The organism is Burkholderia cepacia (genome assembly GCF_001718835.1).
Taxonomy (GTDB): domain Bacteria; phylum Pseudomonadota; class Gammaproteobacteria; order Burkholderiales; family Burkholderiaceae; genus Burkholderia; species Burkholderia cepacia_F.
Window position 1 is genome coordinate 1978130 of sequence record NZ_CP013444.1, and the last position, 12671, is coordinate 1990800.

General features: G+C 69.3%; 7 protein-coding genes. 6 read left to right on the forward strand and 1 reads right to left on the reverse strand.

What is annotated here, in order from left to right; translation table 11 throughout:
* Positions 1 to 91: 91 nt before the first annotated feature.
* A complete protein-coding gene (locus WT26_RS28815) occupies positions 92 to 829 on the reverse strand; it encodes a helix-turn-helix domain-containing protein (protein ID WP_069274546.1) in 738 nt (245 codons plus the stop codon).
* Positions 830 to 950: 121 nt separating this feature from the next.
* On the opposite strand from WT26_RS28815, the gene WT26_RS28820 reads away from it, so the two are divergent.
* From WT26_RS28820 to glgB, 6 genes are all read left to right on the forward strand, one after another.
* The gene (locus tag WT26_RS28820; RefSeq protein WP_081333801.1) at positions 951 to 1628 is read left to right on the forward strand and encodes a YebB family permuted papain-like enzyme; all 678 of its coding nucleotides are present in this window, start codon (positions 951 to 953) and stop codon (positions 1626 to 1628) included.
* A 290-nt stretch (positions 1629 to 1918) separates the two neighbouring features.
* Positions 1919 to 2626 carry a protocatechuate 3,4-dioxygenase subunit beta gene (pcaH, locus tag WT26_RS28825; RefSeq protein WP_006489685.1) on the forward strand — a complete coding sequence of 236 codons (708 nt, stop codon included), beginning with the start codon at positions 1919 to 1921 and terminating at the stop codon, positions 2624 to 2626.
* Positions 2627 to 2629: 3 nt separating this feature from the next.
* A complete protein-coding gene (gene pcaG, locus WT26_RS28830) occupies positions 2630 to 3223 on the forward strand; it encodes a protocatechuate 3,4-dioxygenase subunit alpha (RefSeq protein ID WP_059732799.1) in 594 nt (197 codons plus the stop codon).
* Between the two features lie 642 nt (positions 3224 to 3865).
* Positions 3866 to 7129, forward strand: a complete 3264-nt coding sequence (locus WT26_RS28835; RefSeq protein WP_069274547.1) for an alpha-1,4-glucan--maltose-1-phosphate maltosyltransferase — start codon at positions 3866 to 3868, stop codon at positions 7127 to 7129.
* Complete coding sequence (gene treS, locus WT26_RS28840; RefSeq protein WP_069274548.1) at positions 7126 to 10452, forward strand: maltose alpha-D-glucosyltransferase; 3327 nt, start codon at positions 7126 to 7128, stop codon at positions 10450 to 10452. Before WT26_RS28835 ends, treS begins: the two co-directional genes overlap by 4 nt.
* Positions 10430 to 12670 carry a 1,4-alpha-glucan branching protein GlgB gene (glgB, locus tag WT26_RS28845; protein ID WP_069274549.1) on the forward strand — a complete coding sequence of 747 codons (2241 nt, stop codon included), beginning with the start codon at positions 10430 to 10432 and terminating at the stop codon, positions 12668 to 12670. Before treS ends, glgB begins: the two co-directional genes overlap by 23 nt.
* The last annotated feature ends 1 nt before the right edge of the window (position 12671 follow it).

Consider the following 12671-nt stretch of genomic DNA (forward strand, 5'->3'; position numbering starts at 1 on the left):
TTTTGCATAACTTTTCGCGTACGCCCAAGCGCTGCCTTCCGATTTTCGACCGCCGCTGCGGGTCGTTCGCTCTCCGCCCGCCGCCGCCCCGTCACGCCGCCCGCCGCAGTGCCTGGAAACCGGCCGGCTCCCACATCCGCTTCGCGATCAGCAAGCTCGTCCCGTGCTTCTGCGCGAGCGGAGCGGACGACGATTCCGCATGCAGCGCGGCCGCCTTGCTGCGCAGCCGGCGCAACTCCAGTTCGAGCTCCGCGGAGGCGGCCTCCGTCAGCATCCCCTGCGAAAACGTCATCGTCTCGCCCTCCCCGTCGAAGCGGCTGTCGAGAAAATCGCCGAGCGCGTGCGCATGGAAATAACGGCGGATCGGCCCGCCGGGCAGCCAGTCGAAATCGCGCGCGACGCGCACGCGAATCCGGTCGCCCGGCAACAGCGCGACGACGTTCATCCGGTCGAGCATCAGCAGGTATTTCACGCACTCGGCCTGGGTCACCTGATAGGCCGACACGATGTCCTGCACGGTCCAGTAGTTGATCGCGCAGACGGCAACGAGCAGCAGTTTGTCGTCCGACACGAGCAGCGCCTCCTGCTGCTCGGTCAGCACATGCAGCCTCGGCGCCGACGCGGAAGCCTCCTGCACGAGCTCGGCGAGCGTATAGCCGAGCAGCTGGGCGATCTCCACGACACGCTCCAGCGTGAAGCGGCCGCTGGCGAACAGCCGCTTCACGCTCGTCTCGGACACCGCGAGCGAACGGGCGACGTCGCGGTAGGTCATGCCCTGTGCCTTCAACTGGCGCTTCAGCATTTCGATGAGTTGGGCGGTTTCGGTCATGGTTGGTATCTAAATATGATGCTTAAAGTAAAACTCCAGGCTACCGGCGCGTACTGTCGCACGGTTTTCGATACTTGTCTGCATAATCCGCTCCGTGCTGTCACTGAACGACGGAGCCGAAATGACCACCCGAACCGAAACCGCCGCAACCGCCCCGCATCGCGCCGCGCCGCGCGACGCCCGCGAAACCGATCGCGCGTTGCCGCTCGCGACCGTGCGCACGCTGGCCGCCAGCGCGCACGTCGGGGATCTCGTGTTCATCCGCTTGCCGGTGCGCCTGTTCCGCGAAGTGGCGGACGCGACGGGGACGTGGACCAACCACGTCGGGATCGTCGTCGACACGTCCGGCGCGGAACCCGTCGTCGCGGAGAGCACGTTTCCGTGGGCGAAGCTGACGCCGCTCACACGCTTCGTCCAGCGCTCCGAAGGCGGCCGCCTCGCGCTGGCGCGGCTCGCGACGCCGCCCACCGCTGACGAGCAGCGCCGGATGCAGGCCGCCGCCGAACGGCGGATCGGCACGCTGTACGACACCGGCTTCAACCTGCGCTCGCGGCGCCAGTTCTGCTCGCGCTACGTGCGCGAGGTGCTCGGCGACGCGACGGGCATCGAAGTCGGCGACGTCGAGACGTTCTCGACGCTGCTCGCGCGCCGCCCCGGCGCGAAGCTCGGCTTCTGGCGGCTGTGGTATTTCGGGCGCATTCCGTGGGCCCGCGAGACGGTCACGCCCGCGAGCCTGCTGCGCTGCGGCCGGCTGACGCTCGAATTCGACGGGATCGTGTTCGATCCGCGCCGCGCCTGACGCGCCGGATACGTCGAGCGCAACGGAGACCACGCAGGACAACAACGAGAAAAACGAAAAACAAGCAGCGACGGGCTGGCTGGAGGGCCGTGCAACGTTCGTCACCGACGATACGCGAAGCCCGATCGCTTTTTCCGCCGGAGCGGCAGCCGCCGTCCGGCGGTTTTTTCATTGGCGCATCACATAACGATTGGTTATGCGTCCAGCGAAAAAAGGTCATTTTGCATAACTTTCCGGATTGGCTAAAGTCGTGCCATCCACTTCGCGAAATACCTATCAGGAGACGCCCGATGGATTCCCCCACGATCCTCACGCCGCGCGACTGGCCGTCGCATCCGGCCTATGTCCACCCCGAATACCGTTCGTCCGTGAAGCGCGGCCCGACCCGCCCGCTGATCCCGCTGAAGGAGAAGCTGCGCGACCAGTACGCGCCCGTCTACGGCGCCGAGGATCTCGGCGCGCTCGACCACGACCTGACGAAGAACGCCGTGAAGAACGGCGAGCCGCTCGGCGAGCGCATGGTCGTCACGGGCCGCGTGCTCGACGAAGGCGGCAAGCCCGTGCGCAACACGCTGGTCGAGGTGTGGCAGGCGAACGCGGCCGGCCGCTACGTGCACAAGGTCGACCAGCACGATGCGCCGCTCGACCCGAATTTCCTCGGCGCGGGCCGCTGCCTGACCGACGACGAAGGCCGCTACCGCTTCCTGACGATCAAGCCCGGCGCGTATCCGTGGGGCAACCATCCGAACGCGTGGCGCCCGAATCACATCCATTTCTCGCTGTTCGGCGATTACTTCGGCTCGCGTCTCGTCACGCAGATGTACTTCCCCGGCGACCCGCTGCTCGCGTACGACCCGATCTTCCAGGGCACGCCCGAGGCCGCGCGCGATCGCCTGATCTCGCGCTTCTCGATGGACATCACCGAAGAAGGCTATGCGCTCGGCTACGAATTCGACATCGTGCTGCGCGGCCGCGACGCTACCCCGATGGAGCGCTGAACCATGACGACGCTGAAGCAAACCCCTTCGCAGACGGTCGGCCCGTACTTCGCGTACGGCCTGTGCCCGCAGCAATACGACTACGACCTGAAGAGCCTGTTCACGCCGACGATCGCCGCCGCGCACGCCGAAGGCGAGCACGTGCTGCTGGTCGGCCAGGTGTTCGACGGCGACGGCAACGTCGTCGGCGACGCGGTGCTCGAATTCACGCAGGTGGACGGCGCGGGCCGCTACCCCGCGTCGCGCGACGACATCGCGAAATCCGGCTTCACGGGCTTCGCGCGGGTCGGCACCGGCACCGATGCGCAGCAGCGCTTCGTCGTCGAGACGGTGAAGCCGGGCCGCATCGCCGCCGGTGAAGCGCCGCACATCAACGTGACCGTGATGATGCGCGGGATCCTCACCCATGCGTTCACGCGCGTGTATTTCGACGACGAAGCCGCCGCGAACGCAGCCGACCCGGTGCTGAATGCGGTGCCCGCCGAGCGCCGCGCGACGCTCGTCGCGAAACGCGACGCGCAGCCGGGCCGCCCGGTCGTCTACCGCTTCGACATCCGCATGCAGGGGCCTGACGAAACGGTGTTCTTCGACGTCTGAGCGATGCGCCGGCGCGGGCCGGCCCCGTTGCTTGCCCTGCCGCCGCGCGTTGCGATGCGTTCAGCATCGTCGCGCGCGGCGGTTTCGTTTTGCGGGCGGCAGTGCGACGTCATTCGGCAAACGCCGAATTGCGCAGCAACGGAAAGTCGGATGAAAGGCCGCGCAGCCCCGCCAAACGGGGCTCTGGCGGAAATTTCAACTGTTTGCCGCGATTTCCCTTGCGCGTTATGCGGCATAGCCTATGCTATCGGCATTCGACGAACGCTATTGCATCATCACGAGCAATAATTCCGTTCGGCATGCGCTGCCGCTCAACCGCGGATTGGCGTGGATGTTCAACCGAGTGCCTTTGAGCGCGGCTGTCCGACCATATGGCAGTCGCGCGTTTTTTTGCCCGCACGGGTTGCACGGCCAACTTCTACAAGCGATTGAAGTTCTTTCCTGACGGGGAAACGGACCGCGCAGACGAGGCGCCCCGCAGCGCGGGCGCACCCGTTTTCGCCCTGCCCGCCGCTTCAGGCGGCGTGTGTTTTTCCTGCGGCAATCGTCGTGCTTCGACGCAGGACGAATCGAATCCAGTCACGCAGCGGCACGGAAATTGCGCGGCCCCATCGGTGCCGTCCATTCCGGAGATCGTCGCCGATGACACGACCGCCAAGCACTACCAGCGGTGCCCCGCGCATCTACTGCCTGCCGCTTGCGTTCGCACTGGACCGCGACGCATGGCTGCAGTGCGTTGGCCGTGCCGCCGAGATGGGCTTCTCGCGCATCCTGACGACGCTCGCCGCGTGCGGCGCGTCCCTGCGCGAGCCTGTCGAGCCGCTCGCCGCTTACGCCGACGCCGCGCGCGCCAACGGCCTGGCGCTCGATCTCGTGATCGAGCGCCAGGCCGCTCGCGCTGCGCCGTCATTCGCCGTCGACGGCGCATACGCCGATGATCCCCTGCCCGACCCGCGCCGCGCGCCGCCGGTCGAGGCATCGCCGCCCCACGCGCCGGCTGCGCCGCATGACGACGACCTGGCCGAGCGCTTGATCGCCCTGGCCGGGTATGGCGTTGCCGGCTTCTGCCTGCGGGGCGTCGACGCGATGCCGATCGCGCAATGGTCGGACTGCCTGGGACGCGTGCGCGCCGCGCGGCCGGGCACCGCGTTTTTTGCATGGACGCAGGGCCTGCCTCGCGCGCGGATGATCGACGCCGCCGCCCGCTTTGACGGCGTGTTCCTGTCGTCGTGCTGGTGGGATTTGCGGGCCGCATGGCTGCTCGACGAGCATGCGGACCTGGCGACGAGCCCGTGCCGCATCGCGCTGGCCGAAGATCCTTTCGGCGGGCGCGCGCTCGACGCCGTGCCGCCCCGCCACCGCATGCTGGCGTGCCAGCGCGCACTCGCCGTCGCCTTCGAGCTCGGCGACGGCATCCTCGTGCCGGCCGGAATGGAGTTCGCGTGGTCCGCTCCGGTCTGGCGCGCCATTCGCACGCCCGCCGACTTGAGTGCCGCCTGGCAGGCCGCAGCGTTCAACCTCGGTCACGCCATCGCACGCGGGAACGCTCGCCTTGCGCGCCGGGCCGCCGACAGGGTGGACTTGGACGGCGGTATCGAGCTGCAACGCCTGGCCGGCCCGTCCGCGCCGATCGCGGTATTCGCGCGCGTGCCCTGCGACCGTCGGCGACGCGAGCCGCTACGGATCGTCGCCGCCAACATCAGCCTGTCGGACACCGCGTCGCTCGACGCGGCCGGCTGGTCGTGGCACGACTGCACGCATGTGCAGCCGCTCGACGACGACGACGCACCGGTCGGCGCACCGCAGCCGCTCGACACCGTGAGGCTGGCGCCCGGCGAGGTGCGCGCGTGGCGCGCCACGCGCCCGGCGCCGGTGGCCGGCCGCGCCGCGCGCACGCACGGCGACGGTCATGCCGCCGACAAGGCCGTGCGGGTCGCGGAAGACGCGGTGCGCGCACCGCGCCTGTTCATCGATGCGATCACGCCCGCCGTGGACAATGGCCGTTTCGCGGTCAAGTGCGTCGCCGGCGAAGCGGTCCGCGTCGAGGCCGACGTCGTCATCGACGGCCACGACGTGCCGTCGGCCGTGCTGCTCTGGCGCCCGATCGACGCGGCCGACTGGCGCGAAGTCGACATGGCGCCGCTCGGCAACGATCGCTGGACGGCCGAATTCCGGCCCGACCGGATCGGCCGCTACGAATTCACGATCGAGGCGTGGCGCGATCCCTACGTCAACTGGTGCCGCGAAGTCGGCAAGAAGGTCGATGCCGGGCTGGACATCGCGCTCGAACTGCGCGAAGGCGCGCTGATCCTTGCCGACATCGCGCGACATGCCGTCACCGCCCGCGCGCGGCTGGCGCTCGAGCATGCGTGCCGCGTCGACGATGCGCTCGATGCCGGCCACACGCTCTCGGCGCTGACGGCCCCGACGCTGGCCGACGCGGTGGCGGCGGCCCGCTTCCGCCCGTACGTCTTGCGCCACCTGCCGCCGCAGCCGGTCGACGTCGAGCCGGCGCTGGCCGGCTTCGCGAGCTGGTACGAGCTGTTCCCGCGTTCGCAGAGCAACGACCCGTCGCGTCACGGCACGTTCGACGACGTGATCGCGCACCTGCCGGCGATCCGCGCGATGGGCTTCGACGTGCTCTACTTTCCGCCGGTCCATCCGATCGGAACGAAGCACCGCAAGGGCCGCAACAACAGCAAGTCCGCGGCGCCCGGCGACCCCGGCAGCCCGTATGCGATCGGCGCCGAGGAAGGCGGCCACGACGCGCTGCACCCGGCGCTGGGCACGTTCGACGATTTCCGCCGCCTGAACGAGGCCGCGCACGCTCATGGCCTGGCCCTCGCGCTCGACTTCGCGGTGCAATGCTCGCCGGACCACCCGTGGCTCACGTCCCATTCCGGCTGGTTCGCGTGGCGGCCCGACGGCTCGCTGCACTATGCGGAGAACCCGCCGAAGAAGTACGAGGACATCGTCAACGTCGATTTCTATACCGACGACGCCATGCCGGGCCTGTGGCTCGCGCTGCGCGACATCGTGCTGTTCTGGATCGGGCACGGCGTCACGCTGTTTCGCGTCGACAATCCGCACACGAAGCCGCTGCCGTTCTGGGAATGGCTGATCGCGACGGTGCGCGCGGATCATCCCGAGGTGGTGTTCCTGAGCGAAGCGTTCACGCGGCCGGGGATGATGTATCGCCTCGCGAAAGTCGGCTTCTCGCAGTCGTATACGTACTTCACGTGGCGCCATTCGAAACAGGAGTTCATCGACTACCTGGGCGAGCTGACCCGGCCCGACATCGCCGCGTACTTCCGGCCGCATTTTTTCGTCAACACGCCCGACATCAATCCGCTGTTCCTGCAGACGAGCGGCCGGCCCGGCTTCCTGATCCGCGCCGCGCTCGCGGCGCTGCTCTCCGGGCTATGGGGCGTCTACAACGGTTTCGAATTGTGCGAATCGGCGGCACTGCCCGGCCGCGAGGAATATCTCGATTCCGAGAAGTACCAGCTGCGCGCGTGGGACTGGAACCGGCCCGGCAACATCGTGCGGGAGATCGCGCAGCTCAATCGCATCCGGCGCGCCCATCCGGCGCTGCACACGCATCGCGGGCTGACCTTCCACAACGCGTTCGACCCGCACATCCTTTACTTCGCCAAGACCACGCCGCGCCGCGACGACGTCGTGCTCGCGGCGATCAATCTCGACCCGTTCGCCGCGCACGAGGCCGACTTCGAGGTGCCGCTATGGGAATGGGGCCTCGCCGACGACGCCGTGCTGGCCGCGGAGAACCTGCTCGACGGCACGCGCTTCGCGTTCCACGGCAAGCGCCAGCACGTGCGGCTCGCGCCCGACGCGCCCTACGCGATCTGGGCCGTGCGCCCGCCTGACGGCGAGGTCTCACCATGAAACGAGAACCGTATTTCGAACGCCTCACCGCCGATCCGCTATGGTACAAGGACGCGATCATCTACCAGGTGCACGTGAAGTCGTTCTACGACTCGAACAACGACGGCATCGGCGATTTCCCCGGCCTGATCGCGAAGCTCGACTACATCGCCGAACTCGGCGTCGACACCGTCTGGCTGCTGCCGTTCTACCCGTCGCCGCGCCGCGACGACGGCTACGACATCGCCGACTACCGCGACGTGCATCCCGACTACGGCACGCTCGGCGACATCAAGCGCCTGATCGCCGCCGCGCACGCGCGCGGCATCCGCGTGATCACCGAGCTGGTGATCAATCACACGTCGGACCAGCATCCGTGGTTCCAGCGCGCGCGCCGCGCGAAACCGGGCTCGAATCACCGCGACTACTACGTGTGGTCCGACACCGGCCGCGAGTATGCGGGCACGCGCGTGATCTTCCTCGACACCGAGGTCTCGAACTGGTCCTATGACGAGGTCGCCGGCGCGTACTTCTGGCACCGCTTCTATTCGCACCAGCCCGACCTGAACTTCGACAACCCGCAGGTCGTCAAGGAAGTGCTCGGCGTGATGCATTTCTGGCTCGACCTCGGCATCGACGGGCTGCGGCTCGACGCGGTGCCGTATCTCGTCGAGCGCGAAGGCACGAACAACGAGAACCTGCCCGAGACGCACGCGATCCTGCGCCGCATCCGCGCCGATCTCGATGCGCGATACCGGAACCGCATGCTGCTCGCCGAAGCGAACCAGTGGCCGGAGGACGTGCAGGAATATTTCGGCGACGAGAACGAATGCCACATGGCGTTCCACTTCCCGCTGATGCCGCGCATCTACATGTCGATCGCGAGCGAGGACCGTTTCCCGATCGTCGACATCCTGTGGCAGACGCCGCAGATCCCGTCGACGTGCCAATGGGCGATCTTCCTGCGCAACCACGACGAACTGACGCTCGAGATGGTCACCGACAGCGAGCGCGACTATCTGTGGGAGGTTTACGCGAGCGACCGCCGCGCGCGGCTGAACCTCGGCATCCGGCGCCGGCTCGCGCCGCTGATGGAGCGCGACCGGCGCCGCATCGAGCTGATCAACTCGCTGCTGCTGTCGATGCCCGGCACGCCGGTGATCTATTACGGCGACGAGCTCGGGATGGGCGACAACATCCATCTCGGCGACCGCGACGGCGTGCGCACGCCGATGCAGTGGTCGTCGGACCGCAACGGCGGCTTCTCGCGCGCCGATCCGGAGCAACTGACGCTGCCGCCGATCCAGGGGGCGCTGTACGGCTACGACGCGGTCAACGTCGAGGCACAGACGCGCGACCCGCATTCGCTGCTGAACTGGACGCGGCGCCTGATCGCCACGCGGCGCAGCCACCACGCGTTCGGGCGCGGCGCGATCGAGTTCCTGCAGCCGGTCAATCGCAAGGTGCTCGCGTACCTGCGCGAATACGAGAACGATCCGCCGCTGCTGTGCGTCGCGAACCTGTCGCGCGCGTCGCAGGCCGTCGAACTCGATCTTTCGCGCTTCGCGAAGCGCACGCCGGTGGAATTGCTCGGCGGCTCGGCGTTTCCGTCGATCGGCCAGCTGACCTACCTGCTGACGCTGCCGCCGTACGGCTTCTACTGGTTCGAGCTCAGCGACGATACGCAGGCGCCGCGGTGGAACGCCGAGCCGTCCGAGCAACTGCCGGAATTCATCACCCTGGTCTGGCGCGCCGGCGAACCGGTGCTCAGCGGCGCGCACCGCCAGGCGCTCGAGCAGAAGGCGCTGCCGCAGTACCTTCCGAGGCGGCGCTGGTTCGCGTCCAAGAACGGCAAGCTGCATCGCGCCCGCCTGGAAGGCATCACGGCGCTCGAAGGCACGCCGACGCCGACGTTCCTGTGCGAGGTGGAAAGCGAAATCGAGACGGATGGAAAGGCCGCCACCGAGCGCTATCTGCTGCCGCTCGCGGTCGCGTGGGATCAACCGGGCCTGCCGCCGCTGCCGGGCCAGCTGGCGCTGGCGCGCATCCGGTGCGGGCCGCAGGTCGGCTTCCTGACCGACGCGTTCGCCGTCGCGCCGTTCGCGCGCGCCCTGTGCGACGCGATGCGCCGGCAGGCGCGCCTGCCCGTCGGCGGCCACGCCAATGGCGACGTGATCGAATGCGACGCGTCGGCCGCGCTCACGGCCGAGATGTATCGCGCGGATGCGGAGATCAACTGGATCGCCGCCGAGCAGACCAACAGCACGCTGGCGATCGGTCACGCGCTGGCGCTCAAGCTCGTGCGCCGCGTCGTCGCGGGCGTCCACCCCGAGGCGGAGATGGGGCGCTACCTGAGCGAGCACGGCTTCGCGAACGCCCCGGCGTGGCTCGGCGAAGTGCGCCGCCGCGATGCCGCCGGCACGCCGCACACCCTTGCCATCCTGCAGGCTTTCGTCGAGAACCAGGGCAACGCGTGGGACTGGGCGTTCGAGACGCTGACCCGCCTGACCGAGGAACTGTCGCACGAAACCGACGTCGCCGACGCATCGGACGACGACACCGCCGATTACACGCGCTTTGCCGGCGTGGTCGGGCGGCGCCTCGGCGAAATGCACGGCGTGCTCGCCCAGCCGAGCGAGCAGCCGGACTTCGCGCCGCGGCGGGCCACGCCGGACGACTGCGACGTCTGGGCCGCCCGGGTCCGGGCCCAGGTCGACGATGCGCTCGATCTGCTCGCGCTCGACCGGCAATGGAGCGACAAGGCGACCGCGCAACTGGCCCGGCGGCTCGTCGATCAGCGCGTGCCGCTGCTGGCGCTGGCCGAACGGCTGTGCCGGGATGGCGCCGGCACGTCGTGCCAGCGCATCCACGGCGATTTCCATCTCGGCCAGGTGCTGGTGGTGCAGGGCGACGCCTGCCTGATCGATTTCGAGGGAGAGCCGGTGCGGCCGCTGGCCGAGCGGCGCGAAAAGGCCAGCCCGCTGCGCGACGTGGCCGGCCTGTTGCGCTCGCTCGACTACGTCGGCTACGCCGTCACCCATGCCGGCGAGCAGATGCCGCAGCCGCTGCTGGCGCGCCGCGATGCGTTCCTGCGCGATGCGATGGACCGCGCCGCCACGGCGTTCCTCGACGCGTACCGCGCCGCCGTCGGCACGGCGCCGCCCGGCCTGGCCGAATGCGCGGGGCGCGCGGCGCTGCTCGATGCGTTCCTGCTCGAAAAGGCCGCCTACGAGATCGTCTACGAATTCCGCAATCGTCCGGCGTGGGTGCCGGTGCCGCTGCGCGGGATGGCCGAGCTCGCCCGGCGGCTGCTTGCCCGGCATGGGGAGGCGCCCCGTGGCTGAGGACCGCTCCGACCCGCTCGCCGGACTCTGCGAGGCGAGCCTGCAAGCCCTGATCAGCGGGCGCGCCGCCGATCCATTCGCGTTGCTCGGGCCGCATCGCATCGACGGCCGCTGGCTCGTGCGCGCGTTTCTGCCCGGCGCTCTCGCGGCGTCGCTCGAGCTCGACGGCGACATCCGCGTGCCGATGGCGCACGCGCACCCCGACGGCCTGTTCGTCGGCGCGCTGCCGGAAAGCGGCCAGGCCGCCGCGCCCGCGTACCGGCTGCGCGTGCGCTGGCCGGACGCCGAGCACGTGGCCGAGGACCCGTACAGCTTCGGCCTGCTGCTCGGCGACCTCGACCTGCACCTGCTCGCGGAAGGCCGGCATCTCGAACTCGGCAACTGCCTCGGCGCGCAGCCGATGACGATCGACGGCACGGCGGGCGTGCGTTTCGCCGTATGGGCGCCGAACGCGCGGCGCGTGTCGGTGGTGGGCGACTTCAACAGCTGGGACGGCCGGCGCCATCCGATGCGCCTGCGCCATCACGCCGGCGTCTGGGAACTGTTCGTGCCGCGCCTTGGTGTCGGCGAGCGCTACCAGTACGAGCTGATCGGCCCGCACGGCGGCCTGCTCCACCCGAAGGCCGACCCTGTCGCGCGCGCGACGGAGCTGCCGCCGGCGACCGCATCGCGCGTGGCCGATCCCGCGCCGTTCGCGTGGAGCGACGACGCGTGGCTCGCGACGCGCGCGCAGCGCCAGGCCGCAAACGCCCCGCTGTCGATCTACGAGGTCCACGCCGGTTCGTGGTTGCGCGATGCCGGCGACGGCGCGCGCAGCCTGCGCTGGGACGAGCTGGCCGACCGGCTGATCCCGTACGTCGCCGACATGGGCTTCACGCACGTCGAGTTCATGCCGATCGCCGAGTATCCGTTCGGCGGGTCGTGGGGCTACCAGCCGCTCGCGCAGTTCGCGCCGTCCGCGCGCCTGGGCGAGCCGGCTGCCTTCGCCGGTTTCGTCGACCGCTGCCACGGCGCCGGCATCGGCGTGCTCGTCGACTGGGTGCCCGCGCACTTCCCCGACGATCCGCATGGCCTCGCGCAGTTCGACGGCACCGCGCTGTACGAGCACGCCGACCCGCGCGAAGGCTTTCACCAGGACTGGCAGACGCTGATCTACAACCTCGGCCGCAACGAAGTCGCCAATTTCCTGCTCGCCAGCGCGCTCGAATGGCTGACGCGCTATCACGTCGACGGCATCCGCGTCGACGCGGTCGCGTCGATGCTGTACCGCGACTACAGCCGCGCGCCGGACGCGTGGGTGCCGAACGTGCACGGCGGCCGCGAGAACCTCGAATCGGTCGCGTTCCTGCGCCGGTTCAACACGGTCGTCGCCGAACGGTGCCCGGGCGCGGCGACCTTCGCCGAGGAATCGACCGCGTGGCCGGGCGTGACCGCGCCGACCGGCGACGGCGGGCTCGGCTTCGACTTCAAGTGGAACATGGGGTGGATGCACGACACGCTGCAGTACATGTCGCGCGACCCGATCCACCGGCGCTATCACCATGACGAAATGACCTTCGGCCTCATCTACGCGTTCTCCGAGCGTTTCGTGCTGCCGCTGTCGCACGACGAGGTCGTGCACGGCAAGGGCTCGCTGCTCGGCCGCATGCCCGGCGACCGCTGGCAGCGCTTCGCCGGCCTGCGCGCCTACCTGGGCTTCATGTGGGCGCACCCGGGCAAGAAGCTGCTGTTCATGGGCAGCGAGTTCGGCCAGGATTCCGAATGGAATCACGATGCGTCGCCGGCCTGGCACCTGCTCGACGATGCAGACCACCGGGGCGTGCAGCGGCTCGTGCGCGACCTGAACCGCTGCTATCGCGGCCTCCCCGCGCTCCATGCGCGCGACGCCGAGGCCGACGGCTTCGCGTGGGTCGTCGGCGACGACCGCGACAACAGCGTGTTCGTGTTCCTGCGCCGCGGCGGCGCGTCCGATGCGTCCGGCCCGGTGCTGGTCGCGCTCAACCTGACGCCGGTGCCGCGCGTCGGCTATCGCGTCGGCGTGCCGCGGCCGGGCCGCTGGCGCGAAATTCTCAACAGCGACGCGACCTGCTACGGCGGCAGCGGCATCGGCAACGGGGGCGGCGTGACGGCCGCGCCGGAACCGAGCCACGGCCTGCCCGCCTCGCTCAGCCTGACGGTGCCGCCGCTCGCCTGCGTGTTTCTGCTCCCGGAGGAGTGAG

Excerpts from the sequence above, each read along its gene's own strand:
- WT26_RS28820 (WP_081333801.1), top strand. The coding sequence starts at position 951 with ATGACCACCCGAACCGAAACCGCCGCAACCGCCCCGCATCGCGCCGCG.
- pcaH (WP_006489685.1), top strand. The coding sequence starts at position 1,919 with ATGGATTCCCCCACGATCCTCACGCCGCGCGACTGGCCGTCGCATCCG.
- glgB (WP_069274549.1), top strand. The coding sequence starts at position 10,430 with ATGGGGAGGCGCCCCGTGGCTGAGGACCGCTCCGACCCGCTCGCCGGA.
- pcaG (WP_059732799.1), top strand. The coding sequence starts at position 2,630 with ATGACGACGCTGAAGCAAACCCCTTCGCAGACGGTCGGCCCGTACTTC.
- treS (WP_069274548.1), top strand. The coding sequence starts at position 7,126 with ATGAAACGAGAACCGTATTTCGAACGCCTCACCGCCGATCCGCTATGG.
- WT26_RS28835 (WP_069274547.1), top strand. The coding sequence starts at position 3,866 with ATGACACGACCGCCAAGCACTACCAGCGGTGCCCCGCGCATCTACTGC.
- WT26_RS28815 (WP_069274546.1), bottom strand. The coding sequence starts at position 829 with ATGACCGAAACCGCCCAACTCATCGAAATGCTGAAGCGCCAGTTGAAG.